Below are 15,277 nucleotides of genomic sequence, written 5' to 3' on the forward strand. Positions count from 1 at the left end.
GGGGGCGAGAGTGGGGGACGGCCGTCAGACCGCCAGCAGCCGTTCGATCGCGTCGCGGTAGTCGCGCAGCACCAGCCGCAGCTCTTCCGTCTGCGGCTGGGCCGCGTCGTCGTGCCAGGCGGCGCGCAGCGCGCGGCGGCGTTCGCCGAAGAGGTCGGTGAGGCGTCCGGTGAGTTCCTCGTAGAGCGCGTCGATCTCCTGGACGGACGAGCGCGGCTCGTCGACGAACCCGTTGATCGCGTGGCGCAGGTGCGGCAGGAGCCGGTCGCGGTCGTCCTGCGGCAGCAGCGTGGCGGGGGGCGGCTCACCCTGGAGCGGAATCCGCTCGTCCGGCCCGTTCTGCCGCGGTACGTGCGGGGGCCGCTCTTGGGCGCCGGGGCCGAGGCCCGTGTCCTTGTCCGGTGCGCCGGGGCCTCCGTCCGGCGGAGCGCCCTCGCCTGGCACCGCGCCCGGAACCACCGGGTCCATCGGGTCCGCCGGGACCGCGCCCTCGCCCGGCGGGGGTGCCGCGCCGCGTCCGCCGCGTTGCTGACGGCCGCCGCGGCCGGGCCCGGAGTCCCCGGGGCCGTAGCTCCTGGACTCATGGCGTCCGGGCTCGCGGCTCCCCGGCTCGTAGTGGCCTGGGTGCCCGCCGGGCCCCGTACCGTCCGCCCCGCTCGTACGACCCGTACGGCCCGTGCGGTCGGCGGGGCCCGTGTCGGGTCCGGCGGGACGCCGCCGCTCCCGCCCGTCGAGGCTGTCGCGCTCCGGGAAGTCGCCGGGGCCGGTGGGGCCAGTGGAGCCAGTGGGTCCGATGGTCACGGTGTGCCGCCCTTCGTCGCTTCGTGCCGCCCGCGGGCACCCGCCCACGGAACGCCCGTACGGTGCCGGTCGGAGGCGTGCGAACGCCCCCGCGGCCGTTCGTCGATCAGCTCGTCGAAGAGCCCGCGGGCCCCGACGACGGCCTCCCGCAGCTCCTCCGTCGCCGCGCGCCCCTCGCGGGCCCGGCCGGCGGCGGCGTGCACCTGGCGGTAGCCGCGCACGCTGTAAGCGTGGTGCACGGAGAGCGCGGCGACCTGCTCGTCATAGGGGTCCGCCGGGTAGCCGCGGTCGCGGACGAGTTGGGCGAGCAGGGATTCGGCGTCGGCCACGGCCCGCGCCGGGGCGTCGACGAACTCTTCCTGCACGCCGTTCCAGGAGGCCACGTACCGCTCGCGCGACTCTCCCGTCAGGGGCTGGATCTTGACGTCGCCGTGCCGCCGCAGCCGCTCGGTCAGTTCCTTCTCCGCCGCCTTGGCGTCGCCTTCGTGCCGGGCGAGCGCCAGGTCGTACTCGGGTCCGAAGCGCCGTCGCAGGCCGCGCCCGCGGCCCCGGCCCCGGCCGCCGCGCAGCAGGCCGGCGGCGAGCGCCGCGAGGAGGATGACGGCGGCGACGATCACGATGATGGTCACGCCAGTCGACATGTCGTCCCTTCCGCAGGAGCCCCTGCTTCCGGGGCCCGTTCGCGTTCGGGTAGCCCCGCCTCCCCCGCCCAAACTCGGCTGCGCCGCCCGCCCCGGCCTGCCAGGATGCGCCCCATGACGCACACGGACACCGCCCTCGCCCGCTGGGCAGTCGCCCCGCTGCCGGTCGCGGCCCCCGAGTCGGCGGCCCTGCTGCGCGCGTACCTGACCGACGTCGCGGACCGCTGGTACGAACTCCACCACGGCCGCCGCTCGACCGCCGAGGAGATCGAACGGCACCTCCGCGAGATGCCCAGCGACGACCTCGCCCCGCCGGACGGCGCCTTCCTCGTGGCCCGCCACGACGGCGAACCGGCCGGCTGCGTGGGCCTGCGCCGCCTGGACGCCCGTACCGCCGAGCTGCGCCGGATGTTCCTCCACCCCGCCAAGCGCCGTCGCGGCGGCGCGTCCCTCCTGCTCGCCGCGGCGGAGCACCAGGCCCGCGCCTGGGGCGTCCACCGCATCGTCCTCGACACCAGACTCGACCTCGTCGAAGCCCGCACCCTCTACGAACACCACGGCTTCACCGAAATCCCGCCCTACTCCCACGCCCCCCACTCCGAAATCTGGTACGGAAAGCCCCTGGCAGCCTGACGCCCCGGCCACAAGCCGCGAGAACCGGACCCGAGCGGGCCGCCTGTCGGCAGCCCGCGCACTCGTCCCGCCGCGCCGCTGAGCGCGACACTCCGGCCGGCGCGGCCTGAACGGCGCGCCCCGAACGCCCCCGGCGCGACGCGACCAAACAAGACCCGGCGAAGCCGGGCAAGCGCCGCGCCGCCAGGCGCCCCGGCCGCCGAGGCCGCGCCCTCAGGCCGGTTCCGGCGGCGGCACAGCCCGCCGCTCGGCGTCGCCGCCGGGGGGGACGTTCGCCATCCGAGCCACGTCGCGACCGACACGGTGACCGACGCACTCGGACGAGAACCGGAGCCCCCCAAGCAGCCGAGCGGCGCCACGCGCAGCCTGAACGGCGCACTCCGAACGCCACCGGCGCGACGCGACCAAACAAGACCCGGCGAAGCCGGAAAGCGCCGCGCCGCCAGGCGTCGCGGCCGCCGAGGCCGCGCCCTCAGGCCGGTTCCGGCGGCGGCGCAGGCCGCCGCTCGGCGTTGCCGTTGTGGGGGCGTTCGCCGTCCGAGCCGCATAGTTCGTTGTTCAGTTCTTCGACCAGTTCGATGAGGTCGGTGGGGCGGTCCGGGGTCCACCAGTCGCCGAGGAGTTCGGCGAGGGACTCGGCGCGGGCCCGGTACAGGAGGGCGGCCAGGCGGCGGCCCTCGTCGGTGAGGACGAGGGGCAGGCCCTCGCGTACGGCCAGGCGCCGTTCTTCCAGTTGGCGCGCGGCCTCGGTGATGGCGCGCAGCGGCACCGGCACCCGCTCGGCGAGGAGGCCCGGCTCGACGGAGCCGTAGCGGTTGATGCGCAGGAGCATCCAACTGGCGGCGGGTTTCAGGTCCAGCCCGGCCCGTTCGGTGATCTTCTCGTAGACGTGGCGGCGGCCCTCGCGGCTGCCGAGGACGGAGAGCGCGCGGGCCGCCTCGTCGCGGGAGGAGCGTTCGACGGGGTTGGAGGAGAACACCTCACTGGCGTCGGGGACGCTGGCGCTGCCGCGCAGCGGCTCCTCGCGGAGCAGCCAGGCGAGGACGAACGCCACGGCGACAGCCGGCACCGCGTACAGGAACACGTCGGTGATCGAGACGGAGTACGCCTGGAGCACCCCGGCCCGCTCCCCCGCCGGCAGCCCCCCGACGGCGCGCGGGTCGGAGGCGAGCTTCCCGGGGTCGACGCCGGGCGGCAGCGGCCGCCCGGCGAGCGCGTCGGCGATGCGCGGGGCCAGCTTGTTGGCGAAGATCGTGCCGAAGATGGAGACGCCGAACGACGCCCCGATCGAGCGGAAGAACGTCGCGCCCGACGTGGCGACGCCCAGGTCCGCGTAGCCGACGGCGTTCTGCACGATGAGCACGAGGACCTGCATGACCAGGCCGAGCCCGAAGCCGAAGACGAAGAAGAAGCCGCTCATCTCGACGACGCCGCTGGCCGGGTCGAGCTGGTGCAGAAGCAGCAGCCCGACGATGATCACGGCGGTGCCCGCGATGGGGAAGACCTTGTAGCGGCCGGTGCGGCTGACGATCTGTCCGGAGGCCGTCGAGGAGAGCAGCATGCCGATCACCATCGGCAGCATGTGCACGCCGGACATGGTGGGCGAGACGCCGTGCACGACCTGGAGGAAGGTCGGCAGGTACGTCATCGAGCCGAACATGGCGAAGCCGACGACGAACCCGATCACCGAACAGAGCGCGAACGTACGGATCTTGAAGAGCCGCAGCGGCAGCACCGGCTCGGCGGCGCGCCGCTCCACGAGCACGAACGGGACCAGCAGCGCCACGCCCAGCGCCCCGAGCCCGATGATCTGCCACGACGACCACGGGTAGCTGACGCCGCCGAGCGAGGTCATCAGGACCAGGCAGGCGGCGACGGCGGCGATCAGGAACGTGCCGAGGTAGTCGATGCGGTGCGGGGTGCGGCGGCTCGGGATGTGCAGCACGGCGGCGATCACGAGCAGCGCGACCACCCCGATGGGCAGGTTGATGTAGAAGACCCAGCGCCAGCTCAGATGGTCCACGAAGAGCCCGCCGAGCAGCGGCCCGAGGACGCTCGTACCGCCGAAGACCGCGCCGAACATCCCCTGGTAGCGCCCCCGGTCGCGCGGCGGTACGAGGTCGCCGACGATGGCCATCGACAGCGACATCAGCCCGCCGCCGCCCAGCCCCTGGAGGGCGCGGAAACCGATCAGTTCCGGCATGTTCCGGGCCAGTCCGCAGAGCGCGGAGCCGAGCAGGAAGATGACGATGGCCGTCTGGAAGAGCCTCTTGCGCCCGTACTGGTCGCCGAGCTTGCCCCACAGCGGCGTCGCCGCCGTCGCGGCCAGCAGATAGGCGGTGACCACCCACGAGATGTGGTCCAGGCCGCCGAGGTCGCTGACGATCGTCGGCAGGGCGGTGGAGACGATCGTCTGGTCCAGTGCGGCGAGCAGCATGCCGAGCAGCAGCGCGCCGATCGCGATGAGAACGGTGCGCTTGGGCTGCCCCGCGCCAGGCCCTTCGGCTGGCGGGCCGGACGCGCCGACGGGCGGGCCGGACGCGCCGACGGGCGGCCCCTCGGAGGACGGTCCTTCGGAGGGCGGCCTCTCGGAGGACGGGCCCTCGAAGGGCGCGGGTGTGCCCGCTGGGTTCCCGTTCCCGTCCTGCGCCATGGACGCCTCCTGCGGTCCTGGGTTCTGAGTCCTGGCTCTGGGGGTTCTGGTTCTGGATTCTGAGTCGTGGCCCTGGGTTCTGGTCCTGAGCCGTGGGCCTGGTTTCTGGTCCTGAGTTATGAGTCCTAGGTTCTGGGGCTGCCCTCCATCTTGGTCCGAATGCCCCGGTATGGCCCGCTGATATACGCCATCGGCAGCCGGAGGCCGCCTGTGCAGAACCCATTCCGCTCTGCATAATCGCTGCGATGTCAGGGAGGGGACCTTAGTGACAGGAGAGCTCTGCCCACGCTGCTCCGCACCACCCCGCACGGACGGCGCCCCGAGCTGCCGCTGCGACGCCCTCGCGGCGGAGCGGGAAGCGGAGATCGCGGCTTCCGAGGACTTCGACCCGCTGCGATTACGCCCGTACGTCGCGCTCGGCGACGACCCGGCGGGCAGCGGCCACGGCCCGGTGCCGCCACCGCTCGTACGCCTGCCGGGGGATCTCATCCCCGTCGGAAGCCCCATATTGAGCGGGGAGCCCTTATACGGCCGGAGTCCCCTGTTAGGCGGGGGCGGCGGGCCCGCCGCCGCGGGGGACGACTACGCGGAACGCGCAGAACCCCCGCAGCACGCGGACGACACGCCGCCCTACGGAGCCCACGACGGGCCCGCGGGCCACCGCCCGGGGCCCGGAGCCCCGCCCGCGTCCCCGCCCCCGGAATTCGGCCGGAACGGACCGCCGGCCCCTCCCGACGCGCACCACACGGCCCCCTCCGAAGGCCGTCCGCCTCACGGGCCCCCGCCGCGCTCGCGCCAGCGCCACCGGCGGCGGAAACGTCCGGCCGCCGCGCTCGCCACACTGACCACAGGAGCCGCCGCGGCCGTCGCCTGCGCCGTCGCGATCAGCACCGGGCTGCTGGGCGGGGACCGCGACGACGGCGGGGAACGGGCGCTGACGCGCGACCGTACGAGCGCACCGCCGCCGGAGGAGATGCCCGACGAGCCGGCGCACGAGCCGCCATCGGCCTCGGCCGCCCCGCCCCCGTCCCTCCCGGCGGCCGCGCCCCGGGTACCGGCCGCGCGGGCGTCGCGGGCCGCGCCCCCGGCACGTACCGCCGTTCCGCGCCGCCCCGGACCGGCCACCGCGGGGCCGGCCGAACCCTCCCCGCTCCGCTCCACGCCCCCTCCCCGGCCGCCGGCGGTACGCGTGCTGCGCATAGGCATGCGCGGGGCCGATGTGGCCGACATGCAGCGGCGCTTGGAGCAGACCGGGATCTGGTACGAGGCCGGGGCCGACGGCTACTTCGGCGCGGCCGAACGGCGGGCCGTCGCCGACTACCAGCGGGTCAGAAGCATCACCACCGACCCCGCCGGCGTCTACGGCCCACGGACCCGCTCCACCTTGGAGGCCGAGACGGACGGCCGGTAGACGGCCCGTAGACGCGCAGCCGCCGAGGGCGCGGGGAGAGAGCAAGGCCAGGGCCCGTTTTCGCTGCCCGGGCAACCCGGAGCTCCCCGAGGCTCCCCGGAGCCCTGTCCTCCGCACCGCCCATGGCGGAGCGTGGAGCGATGAAGAATCCGTGGTTACTGCTGGCCCTGCCCCTTCTCCCCTTCCTGTTCCTCTTCCGGCTGCTGCGCCGGCGGCGGAGCGCCCTGCCCGGCGGGCGCGGGCCGGGCGGTCCGCCCGGCGCCGGGGTCCGGGAGCCGCGCCGCCCGCTCCCGTCACCGCCGGCCGCCGCCGTCGGGCTGTCGGAGCCGTACGAGCGCTAACCGGGGACCGGTCGGCGCCCCCATCGGGCCCCCGCCGTCACGTCCGCGCACTCGTTTTGTATCGTTGAAGAACAAAGTGGTCCCGCCTGTTTTCCCTGACCGGCGGGCGGGACCGCTTGTCTTGGCCCCCCACTCACCCTCCTCCGGGGCCCCTCCTCACCCCCTCCCCGCCTCACGAAGTCGTTTTGCGTGCACGCCCGCAATTTGTATCGTTGAGAAACAAAGCGGCTCGCGCCGAGTGGCCGCCGCACCGCGTCAACCAAGCCGGGAGTACAGAATGCGCACGTCAGCGGAGTTCGACGGGGTCAAGGCCCTGCTCCTGGACATGGACGGCACCATCGTCGACTCCGACGCCGTCGTCGAGCGCTGCTGGCACCGGTGGGCCGGGGAGCAGGGGCTCGACCCGGTCGAGGTGATGAAGGTCGTACACGGCCGCCAGGGCTACGCGACCATGGCCGCCCTCCTCCCCGACCGGCCCATGGAGCTGAACTACGCCGACAACCGCCGGATGCTCGCGGAGGAGACCGCCAGCCTCGACGGCGTCGTGCCGGTGCCCGGCGCGCCCGCCTTCATGGCCTCGCTCGCCGGGCTGGCTCACGCCCTGGTGACCTCGGCCGATTCGGCGCTCGCCACGGCGCGGATGGGGGCCGCGGGGCTGCCGCTCCCCGAGGTCCGGATCACGGCGGAGTGCGTCGGGGCGAGCAAGCCGGACCCGGAGGGGTTCCTCAAGGGCGCCGCCGAGCTGGGGTTCCCGCCCGCCGAGTGCGTCGTGTTCGAGGACTCCGAGGCCGGCATAGCGGCGGCCCGCGCCGCCGGGATGCGTGTCGTCGGCGTCGGCCCCCGCGCGGCGGCGTTCGCCCCGGACGCGCACGTGACCCACTTGGACCAGGTACGCGCCACGGCCCACCCGGACGGCGGCATCCGCCTGACCGTCACCGCCTGACGCGGCACCGCCTGGCCCGCGCTCCCGGCACGCGCCGCTACGCCCCGCGCCCCGGCCCGCTACGGGCTACGGGCTACGGGCTACGGGCTACGGGCTAGCCCGCCACCGCCTCGTACAGGCTGAAGCCCGCGAGCGCGAGCATCACCACGGCCGCGATCTTCGTGATCAGCTTCAGCGGTACGTGCTTCATGAGCGTGCGGCCGCCGAGGATGCCGAGGCCCGCGACCGCCCACAGGGCCAGTACAGCGCCCACGCCCACGGAGAACGGGTCGTCGTAGCGGGCGGCCAGGTTGGCGGTCATGATCTGGGTCAGGTCGCCGAACTCCGCGACCAGGATCAGCATGAAGCCCGCCCCGGCCACCTTCCAGAAGCTCTGGTCGGCGGGCTTCTTGATCTCTTCCTCGCCCTCGTCCTTCTTCAGCAGCAGCACCGCCGCCCCCGCCAGGAACAGGGCGCCGACGACGCCCTGGACGACCCGGTGCGGGAGCAGGGTGAGCACGCTGCCCGCCGCGATGGCGAGCGCGACGTGTACGGCGAAGGCGGCGGCGACGCCCACGAACACATATGACGCGCGGTAGCGGGTGCCGAGCATGAGCCCGGCGAGGGCGGTTTTGTCCGGCAGTTCGGCCAGGAAGACGACGCCGAAGACGAGCGCGGTGACGCTGATGCTGAGCACGGGATGGTTTCCTCGATCGGTCGGGTGTGCCGCACCGAGAGACCTGCGTGATCGCGATCAGGGGTCGCTTCGGCACGGCAGCGTCTTGGACACTGCGGCCGAAGGTCTCGCTGGCGGCCGCTCGCGCGGTCGCCTCCGGGCGCCGGCTCAGTCCCTTGGGATTCCGGAGAATGTCCAAGGAGCCCGAGCAGTATGTCGACGGTCCGGCGAAGAGCTACTCCCCTTCTGCTCCGGACAGCCTACGTGACCGCCCGCCGGCGGTCACGCCCCGCATGCCGGACCCGCGCCCTCCCCCGCGCTGCCGCCCGGTCACCCCCGCAGCCATCTCGCCCACCGGCGGTCCTCCCGGCCGGCCCCGCCGACCGCCGCACCAGCGGCCCCTCCGGCCTCCTCCCGGTGGATCCGGCCCCGCGCGACCAGCTCCAGTACGACCGCCACGGCCACCGCCTGCACCACCATCAGCGCGACCAGCACGAAGAGCTGCACGGCCCCGGCCAGCACCGGCGACGCCCCGCCCAGCAGCATCCCCACGAACGCGCCGGGCAGCGTGACCAGCCCCACGGTCCGGGTCTGGTCCAGGCCCGGCAGCAGCGCGTCGGAGGCGGCGGGGCGGGCGATCTCCAGCCGCGCCTCGCGGTCGAGGAGGCCGAGCGCCATGCCCGCCTCCACCTCGCCGCGCCGGGCGTGCAGCTCGTCCAGCGCGCGCCGCCCGCCGAGCACCGTCGCGGTGAGGCCGCCGCCGATGAGGATGCCGGTGATCGGGATGAGCGCGATGCCTTTGACCGGTACGAGCCCGGTGAGCAGCAGCGCGACGACGACCGGCGCCACCCCCGCGCCGATCGGTACGGCCGTCCACCACCAGGTCCCGTTGTCCGTGACGCGGCGCCCGGAGGTCCGTACCGCGACGAGGAACATCAGGGCGATGAAGGCCAGCAGCAGCGGGACCGAGCGGACCACGAAGCCGATGACGTAGGAGACGGCGGCGAGTTGGACGGCGGCGCGCACCCCGGAGGCGGCGATGGCGCGCGCGTACCCGCGGCCCCGGCCGTCGGCGAGGCGGGCGAGCGCGGCGACGCCCACGGCCGCGACGAGCAGCACGGCCAGCACCACCCCGAGGGTGGCGTTGACGGGGAGCAGCGCGGCGGAGGAGAGGGACGGGCCGAGCGGGGCGGACGGGGCCGGCAGGGCCGGCAGGGCGGAGGAGGCGGGCGGGGCGACGAACACCTGAGCAGCGTACGGCCGGGCGGGCGCGGCCAATGCGACGGCAGATGCGTGTGGGTGGCACCGCGTCAGGTGGGCCCAGCCCCCTTGCCTTGACATGATCGCGTCGGCACGCTGTTACCCGGCGCCCACCCCACGGCAACCCGGCGCCGCCATCGTGGCCGTGCCGCAACGGCCAACGCCCCCCACACAGAGGGAGTCCGCATGTCCGGACCGCGCACCACCCCCGCCCGGCGCAGCCGCTACGCGCGTCGTATAGCCGTCGCGAGCGGCCTCACCGCACTGCTCGGCGCGATGATCCTGGGGGGCCCGGCCGCCCAGGCGGACCCGCCCGCCCCGCCGGACGCCGCCACGGCCCGTACGTACCTGGGCGAGCTGACGGTCAAGGCCGAGGGCTCGATGGACGGCTACAGCCGGTCGAAGTTCCCGCACTGGATCACCCAGAGCGGCGCCTGCAACACCCGCGAGGTCGTACTCAAGCGGGACGGGGAGGGCGTCGAACAGGACGCCAAGTGCGCGGCGGTCAAGGGCACGTGGAAGTCGGCGTACGACGGGGCCACCTGGACGCAGGCGTCCGACCTGGACATCGACCACATCGTGCCGCTCGCCCAGGCGTGGCGCTCCGGCGCGAACTCGTGGACCCAGGCGCAGCGCCAGGCGTTCGCCAACGACCTGACCCGGTCGCAGCTCATCGCGGTGACCGACAACGTCAACCAGCAGAAGGGCGACAAGGACCCGGCGCAGTGGATGCCGCCGCTCACCTCCTACGCCTGCACGTACGCCCGTATGTGGGTCGCGGTGAAGCACCACTACAAGCTGACCGTCGACTCCGCCGAGAAGACCAAGCTCACGTCGGTCCTGAACGGCTGCTGACCGGCTACTGACCGGCCGCTGACCGCCTGACGGGCTATCAGGCCCCGGGCCGCCGGCCCCCGTCGGGAAACTCCCGTCCGCGCTCCGTCGTTCCGTACCCGTACCCGAACGGGACGACGGAGGGAGGGCCGCATGACCGCCGGCCTGCGATTGGGACCGCTGCTGCGCTACGTGGACCGGGAGGCGGGCGGGAGCGCCACGGTCTGGATCGAGGCCGACCGGCCCTGCACGGCGGAGGTGCGCTGCGCGGACGGCGCGGGCGGTTCGGCCCGTAGCTGGCAGATAGCGGGCCACCATTACGCGCTGATACCGGTCACCGGGCTGCGGCCGGGGACCGAGACGGCGTACCGCGTGCTGCTCAACGGCGAGCAGGTGTGGCCGCTGGCCGGCTCACCCTTTCCGGAGAGCACGATACGGACGCCGAAGGGCCCGGACGCCGCCCTGCGTGTGACCTTCGGCTCCTGCCGCTGGGCGGCCCCGCCGTCCGGCAGCGGGCACGATCCGGTCGGGCCCGACGCCCTCGACACGCTGGCCGGCGAGCTCGCCCGGCGCCCCGGGGCCGAGCGCCCGGACGTCCTCCTGCTGCTGGGCGACCAGGTCTACGCCGACGAGACCTCCGCCGAGACGCGCCGCTGGCTCTCCGCGCGCCGCGATCTCGCCGAGCCGCCGTGGCACCAGGCGGCGGACTACGAGGAGTACACCCGGCTGTATTACGAGTCCTGGCTGGACCCCGAGGTCCGCTGGCTGCTCTCGGCCGTCCCGTCCCTCATGATCTTCGACGATCACGACATAGTCGACGACTGGAACACCAGCGAGGCGTGGCTGGAGGGGATGCGGGCGACGCCGTGGTGGCAGGAGCGGGTGGTCAGCGGGCTGATGTCGTACTGGGTCCATCAGCACCTGGGCAATCTCTCGCCCGCCGAGCTGGCCGCCGACAAGCTGTACGGGGCGGTGTGCGAGGCGCGGGACGGCACGGAGCTGGTACGGGAGTTCGCGGCCCGCGCCGACGCCGAGCCGACCGGGGTCCGCTGGAGCTACCGCCGCGACTTCGGGCGCGTACGGCTGCTGATGGTCGACACCCGCGCCGCCCGGGTACTGGACGAGGGCCGCCGCTCGATGCTCGATCCGGTGGAGGCCGACTGGCTGCGCGCGGCGGCGCTGGACGGCGGCCCCGGCGCGTACGACCACCTCCTGATCGGCACGTCGCTGCCGTGGCTGCTGCCGCACTTCGTGCACGACGTGGAGGCGTGGAACGCCGCCGTCTGCCGCGGCGAGCGCGGCCCGCGCTGGGCCCGGCTCGGGGAGCGGCTGCGGCGGCGGGCGGACTTGGAGCACTGGGCGGCGTTCCCCGCGTCCTTCGACGCGCTCGCCGACCTCATCGCGACGGTGGGCCGCGGCCCCGGCGCGCCCGCCACGATCAGCGTGCTGTCGGGCGATGTGCACCACGCGTACGTGGCCGAGCCGGACTTCGGCCGCTTTCCGGGCGGGCTGACGAGCCGGGTGTCCCAGTTGACCTGCTCCCCCGTGCACAACAGCATTCCCGCCGCGATGCGGCAGGGGTTCCGGTTCGGCTGGAGCCGGGCCGGGCGGTGGCTGGGGCGCGGCTTCGCCCGGCACGGGCGGGTGGCGCCGCCGGCGGTGGAGTGGAGCAGGACGGGCGGGCCCTGGTTCGGCAATCAGCTCATGACGCTGACGCTGCGCGGGCGCGGCGCGTGGCTGCGGCTGGACCAGGCGGTGTCGGGGCGGGAGCGGGACCGGGACGGTGCCGTCGGTCCGCTCAGTCGACGGAGCGGTCCGTCCAATCGGCAGAGCGGTCCGTTCAGTCGACAGAGCGGTCCGTTCAGCCGACCGGTAGACCGGGGGCGGGAGCTGCGGAAGGCGCGGAAGTTGCGGACGGCCATGGAGGCGGAGCTGTCGCCGCCGACGGGGTGAGGCGGCTGAGACTGCGGGTGGTCGATACATCGAATTTGTCTGTACCAAAACAAGAACTTGAACTTGCAAGTAACGATTAGGTCAACCTAACCTGGGTCCCTCGTTTCCGTCCCCGACACGAGGAGTCCCCGCCATGCCCCCCACCAATGCCCCCCTGAGCGACCGGCTCACCACGGCCAAGCCCTACGTCCTCTCCCTCTTCCGGATCGTCGTCGGGCTCCTCTTCGCCTGCCACGGCGCGGCGGCCCTCTTCGGCATACTCGGCGGCGCGGGCGGCGGCGGCGACACGGTCGCGGCGGGCACCTGGCCCGGCTGGTACGCGGCAGTGATCCAGTTCGTCGGCGGCATCCTGGTGCTGCTCGGCCTCGGCTCCCGCACCGCCGCCCTGATCAGCTCCGGCTCCATGGCGTACGCGTACTTCAGCACCCACGCCCCCGAGGGCCTGTGGCCGCTGCTCAACGGCGGCGAGGCGTCCGCCATGTTCTGCTGGGCCTTCCTGCTGCTGGTCTTCACCGGCCCCGGCGCCCTGACCCTCGACCGAGTACTCGCCCGCTCCCGCCAGGAGACGCCCGCGGCGGCCCAGCAGCGCGAGCCGAGCGCCATCGGCTGACGCACCGCGACTGACGCACCGCGACTGACGGACCGCGGCCGACGCACCACGCTCCGCTCAAGCCGCTCAATCCGCGCGTTCCGCTCAGCGCGCCACCGGGGCCCCGTCCATCGGCCGGGGCCCCACCTGGGGCTTCGGGCCGGCGTCAGCCACCCCCACACCCGGGACCCGCGCGTCGCGGGCGTACGCTGTACGGCTGTGAAGGCCGCTCCTGCCGCTCCCCTGCGACACCGCGGCGGGGGACCGTACCAGGAGATCAGGACGTGTTGGAGCAGTTGGGGTCATTGGCCGACCCACCATGGATCTATGTGATCGTCGGCGTCTCCGTCCTGCTCGATGTCTTCCTGCCCGTCCTCCCCAGCGGCGTCCTGGTGATCACCGCCGCCACGGCGGCCGCCGGCTCGACCGCCGCCGACCGCGTCGCCGGCGTCGGCCCGGTCCACCCCGCGCACGACATCTCCACCATGTTCTCCCTGATGCTGTGCGCCGCCACCGCCTCCGTACTCGGCGACCTCGTCGCCTACCGGCTCGCCTGGCGCGGCGGCCCCCGCTTCGACCGCGCCATGGCCCGCTCCCGCCGGCTCGCCGCCGCCCAGGCCAAGATCGGCACGGCGCTGTCGCGCGGCGGCGGCCCGCTCGTCGTCCTGGCCCGCTTCGCCCCGGCCGGCCGCTCGCTGGTGAGCATCGGCGCGGGCGTCATGCACCGCGATGTCGCCGAGTTCCTGCCCTGGTCCGCACTTGCCGGAGTGGTCTGGGCCGCTTACAGCGTGAGCCTCGGCTACTTCGGCGGCCAGTGGCTCGGGGCGACCTGGCTGGGCACGGCGGTCTCCGTCTTCGCCCTCTTCGCGGCGGGCGCGGGCGCGGGCTTCCTGATGCGCCGCCCGCGCGGCCCCCGCGAGAACCCCGCGCCGTAAGGACCGCAGGGCCGTAAGGCTGCGGGACCGCAGGACCGCGGAGACCATAGGCACCGCGGGGCCGCAGCGACCATAGGCACCGCCGGGGGACCTCAGCGCCATGGGGGCGCACCCGCGGGCGTGTTCGATCACTCCGGTGGGAGCATGGGCCGATGAGTTCTCCGTGGACCGTCCGCCCCGAAACCCCCGCGGACATCGAGACCGTGCGCCGCATCACCCTCGACGCCTTCGGCAACCCCGGCGAGGCCGAGCTGGTCGACGCGTTGCGCACCGACCCCGGCTGGCTGCCGGGGCTGAGCCATGTCGCCGAGACGCCGGAGGGCGAGGTCGTCGCGCACGCCCTGCTGACCCGCTGCCGGGTCGGCGACGCGCCGGCCGTGGCCCTCGCCCCGTGCTCGGTGCTGCCCGCGTGGCAGCGGCGCGGCGCCGGCGACGCCGTCATCCGCTCGCTCCTGGAGGCGGCCCGCGCCTCCGGCGAGCGGACGGCGATCGTGCTCGGCCACCCCGCGTACTACCCCCGGTTCGGATTCGAGCCCGCCTCCCGCTTCGGCATCCTGGCACCGCAGGAGTGGCCGGACGAGGCGTTCATGGCACTGTCCCTGGACCGGTCGGCGGAGCTGCCGAGCGGGATGGTGCGCTATGCGGCGGCGTTCGGAATCGACTGACCGCCTGCCGCGCTGGGGCCGTGCCTACGGACGTACGGGCGCGAGTACGGGCGCGAGTACGGGCGTACGGGCAGCGGCCCGGCCGCGAGGAGCGACCGAACCGCTGCCGAGCGACCGACCCGCTGCCGGGCGACCGACCCGCTGCCGCGGGTGACCGACGCACTCCGCCGGTCCGTGCGCCGCAGCACACCGTGGCCTCAGCGGTCCATGCGCCGCAGCGCACCGTGGTCTCAGCGCACCTTGCGGAAGGCGTCCTTGTCGAAGGGGCTGATTCCGTTGGCCCAGAGCTGGTTGACGCGGGCCCGCTCCTGGGCGTTGGGCTGGGTGTTCTGGCAGGACGGGCCGGGGCCGCCGCCCGACATCAGCTCGCTGCACGGGCCGGAGTAGTGGTCCGGGAGGCCGAGCACGTGCCCGGTCTCGTGGGCGACCACGCGCACCGAGTTGTACTGCTGGTTCTGCCGGTAGTCGAGGAATATGTAGCCCCGGCCGTGGCCGTCCGTGCTGGCGTAGGAGCCGCGCGGGTCGTTGCCCTCGCGGTACGAGAAGTCGCCGCGACCGCTGCCGGCGCGCAACTGGACGTTACGGACCGCGCTGTTCCAGATCTGGGTGCTGCTGGCTATCTGGGAGGCGAAGGACGGCGCGCGGCTGGCGTCGTAGGTGACCGTCACGACCGCCAGGTTCGGGTTGGCCGCCTTCTTCGCTCTGGCGACCTTCATCACCGCGTCGAAGAACGCCTTGCTGTTGGCCTGGTCGGCGGCCGACCCGGCGTACGAGGAGGTGGTGTACTGCTGGGTGGAGTGGTCCGCTGCCGAGGCGGCGGTGGGCAGGGCCGTCATCGAGGCGGCCAGGCCCAGTCCGAGCACCACCGAGAACACGGTCTTGGAACGGATCATGTGGGGGACTCCATTCGAGCCGGGGCCCCGCGGGCCGCTGGTGGGCAACGGCCGGGGGCGCACCGGGGAA

General features: G+C 74.1%; 16 protein-coding genes. 9 read left to right on the forward strand and 7 right to left on the reverse strand.

Annotated features, from left to right (window positions below; genetic code table 11):
• Nucleotides 1-24 precede the first annotated feature (24 nt).
• Nucleotides 25-801: a hypothetical protein gene (locus IF55_RS35910; protein WP_051776059.1), complete on the reverse strand. Its 777-nt coding sequence runs from the start codon at nucleotides 799-801 to the stop codon at nucleotides 25-27.
• Complete coding sequence (locus IF55_RS05795; RefSeq protein WP_245661071.1) at nucleotides 798-1,442, reverse strand: hypothetical protein; 645 nt, start codon at nucleotides 1,440-1,442, stop codon at nucleotides 798-800. The genes IF55_RS35910 and IF55_RS05795 overlap by 4 nt, the downstream gene beginning before the upstream one ends.
• Before the next feature lie 114 nt (nucleotides 1,443-1,556).
• On the opposite strand from IF55_RS05795, the gene IF55_RS05800 reads away from it, so the two are divergent.
• Entirely contained in the window at nucleotides 1,557-2,075 is a 519-nt protein-coding gene (locus IF55_RS05800) for a GNAT family N-acetyltransferase (RefSeq protein ID WP_030876270.1), read from the forward strand.
• A 472-nt stretch (nucleotides 2,076-2,547) separates the two neighbouring features.
• Here the strand turns inward: IF55_RS05800 and IF55_RS05805 are convergent, their stop codons facing one another.
• Nucleotides 2,548-4,728 (reverse strand): DHA2 family efflux MFS transporter permease subunit, encoded by a 2,181-nt coding sequence (locus IF55_RS05805; protein ID WP_078643704.1) that lies wholly within the window; start codon nucleotides 4,726-4,728, stop codon nucleotides 2,548-2,550.
• Nucleotides 4,729-5,499: 771 nt separating this feature from the next.
• Nucleotides 5,500-5,889: a hypothetical protein gene (locus IF55_RS39210; RefSeq protein WP_157857225.1), complete on the reverse strand. Its 390-nt coding sequence runs from the start codon at nucleotides 5,887-5,889 to the stop codon at nucleotides 5,500-5,502.
• 43 nt (nucleotides 5,890-5,932) lie between these two features.
• On the opposite strand from IF55_RS39210, the gene IF55_RS39215 reads away from it, so the two are divergent.
• The 3 genes from IF55_RS39215 to IF55_RS05820 all read left to right on the forward strand — a co-directional run bounded on the left by IF55_RS39215 (nucleotide 5,933) and on the right by IF55_RS05820 (nucleotide 7,423).
• Nucleotides 5,933-6,139 carry a peptidoglycan-binding domain-containing protein gene (locus IF55_RS39215; protein ID WP_281180933.1) on the forward strand — a complete coding sequence of 69 codons (207 nt, stop codon included), beginning with the start codon at nucleotides 5,933-5,935 and terminating at the stop codon, nucleotides 6,137-6,139.
• A 140-nt stretch (nucleotides 6,140-6,279) separates the two neighbouring features.
• A complete protein-coding gene (locus tag IF55_RS05815; RefSeq protein WP_030876280.1) occupies nucleotides 6,280-6,480 on the forward strand; it encodes a hypothetical protein in 201 nt (66 codons plus the stop codon).
• Nucleotides 6,481-6,757: 277 nt separating this feature from the next.
• Nucleotides 6,758-7,423: an HAD-IA family hydrolase gene (locus IF55_RS05820; RefSeq protein ID WP_030876284.1), complete on the forward strand. Its 666-nt coding sequence runs from the start codon at nucleotides 6,758-6,760 to the stop codon at nucleotides 7,421-7,423.
• Between the two features lie 94 nt (nucleotides 7,424-7,517).
• Here the strand turns inward: IF55_RS05820 and IF55_RS05825 are convergent, their stop codons facing one another.
• Both IF55_RS05825 and IF55_RS05830 read right to left on the reverse strand, forming a co-directional pair.
• Nucleotides 7,518-8,099 (reverse strand): TMEM165/GDT1 family protein, encoded by a 582-nt coding sequence (locus IF55_RS05825; RefSeq protein WP_030876287.1) that lies wholly within the window; start codon nucleotides 8,097-8,099, stop codon nucleotides 7,518-7,520.
• Between the two features lie 309 nt (nucleotides 8,100-8,408).
• Entirely contained in the window at nucleotides 8,409-9,236 is an 828-nt protein-coding gene (locus IF55_RS05830) for an ABC transporter permease (RefSeq protein ID WP_048831737.1), read from the reverse strand.
• A gap of 288 nt (nucleotides 9,237-9,524) precedes the next feature.
• Between IF55_RS05830 and IF55_RS05835 the strand changes: the two genes are divergently transcribed.
• The 5 genes from IF55_RS05835 to IF55_RS05855 all read left to right on the forward strand — a co-directional run bounded on the left by IF55_RS05835 (nucleotide 9,525) and on the right by IF55_RS05855 (nucleotide 14,314).
• Nucleotides 9,525-10,193, forward strand: a complete 669-nt coding sequence (locus IF55_RS05835) for an HNH endonuclease family protein (RefSeq protein ID WP_037962806.1) — start codon at nucleotides 9,525-9,527, stop codon at nucleotides 10,191-10,193.
• A 132-nt stretch (nucleotides 10,194-10,325) separates the two neighbouring features.
• Nucleotides 10,326-12,125, forward strand: a complete 1,800-nt coding sequence (locus tag IF55_RS05840) for an alkaline phosphatase D family protein (RefSeq protein WP_078643712.1) — start codon at nucleotides 10,326-10,328, stop codon at nucleotides 12,123-12,125.
• Between the two features lie 133 nt (nucleotides 12,126-12,258).
• Nucleotides 12,259-12,735: a DoxX family protein gene (locus IF55_RS05845; RefSeq protein WP_030876299.1), complete on the forward strand. Its 477-nt coding sequence runs from the start codon at nucleotides 12,259-12,261 to the stop codon at nucleotides 12,733-12,735.
• Nucleotides 12,736-12,998: 263 nt separating this feature from the next.
• Nucleotides 12,999-13,649 (forward strand): DedA family protein, encoded by a 651-nt coding sequence (locus IF55_RS05850; RefSeq protein WP_037962809.1) that lies wholly within the window; start codon nucleotides 12,999-13,001, stop codon nucleotides 13,647-13,649.
• A 152-nt stretch (nucleotides 13,650-13,801) separates the two neighbouring features.
• Complete coding sequence (locus IF55_RS05855; protein ID WP_030876307.1) at nucleotides 13,802-14,314, forward strand: GNAT family N-acetyltransferase; 513 nt, start codon at nucleotides 13,802-13,804, stop codon at nucleotides 14,312-14,314.
• A gap of 230 nt (nucleotides 14,315-14,544) precedes the next feature.
• Here the strand turns inward: IF55_RS05855 and snpA are convergent, their stop codons facing one another.
• On the reverse strand, nucleotides 14,545-15,207 hold the full coding sequence (gene snpA / locus IF55_RS05860) for a snapalysin (protein ID WP_048831587.1): 663 nt from the start codon (nucleotides 15,205-15,207) through the stop codon (nucleotides 14,545-14,547).
• Nucleotides 15,208-15,277 lie beyond the last annotated feature (70 nt).

Origin of the sequence: Streptomyces varsoviensis (assembly GCF_000718635.1) — a bacterium.
Classification (GTDB): Bacteria; Actinomycetota; Actinomycetes; order Streptomycetales; family Streptomycetaceae; genus Streptomyces; species Streptomyces varsoviensis.

Bases quoted from the DNA above. Each gene is read 5' to 3' on its own strand.
- IF55_RS05795 (WP_245661071.1), bottom strand. From the start codon at position 1,442: ATGTCGACTGGCGTGACCATCATCGTGATCGTCGCCGCCGTCATCCTC.
- IF55_RS05800 (WP_030876270.1), top strand. From the start codon at position 1,557: ATGACGCACACGGACACCGCCCTCGCCCGCTGGGCAGTCGCCCCGCTG.
- IF55_RS05805 (WP_078643704.1), bottom strand. From the start codon at position 4,728: ATGGCGCAGGACGGGAACGGGAACCCAGCGGGCACACCCGCGCCCTTC.
- IF55_RS39215 (WP_281180933.1), top strand. From the start codon at position 5,933: ATGCGCGGGGCCGATGTGGCCGACATGCAGCGGCGCTTGGAGCAGACC.
- IF55_RS05815 (WP_030876280.1), top strand. From the start codon at position 6,280: ATGAAGAATCCGTGGTTACTGCTGGCCCTGCCCCTTCTCCCCTTCCTG.
- IF55_RS05820 (WP_030876284.1), top strand. From the start codon at position 6,758: ATGCGCACGTCAGCGGAGTTCGACGGGGTCAAGGCCCTGCTCCTGGAC.
- IF55_RS05835 (WP_037962806.1), top strand. From the start codon at position 9,525: ATGTCCGGACCGCGCACCACCCCCGCCCGGCGCAGCCGCTACGCGCGT.
- IF55_RS05840 (WP_078643712.1), top strand. From the start codon at position 10,326: ATGACCGCCGGCCTGCGATTGGGACCGCTGCTGCGCTACGTGGACCGG.
- IF55_RS05845 (WP_030876299.1), top strand. From the start codon at position 12,259: ATGCCCCCCACCAATGCCCCCCTGAGCGACCGGCTCACCACGGCCAAG.
- IF55_RS05855 (WP_030876307.1), top strand. From the start codon at position 13,802: ATGAGTTCTCCGTGGACCGTCCGCCCCGAAACCCCCGCGGACATCGAG.
- snpA (WP_048831587.1), bottom strand. From the start codon at position 15,207: ATGATCCGTTCCAAGACCGTGTTCTCGGTGGTGCTCGGACTGGGCCTG.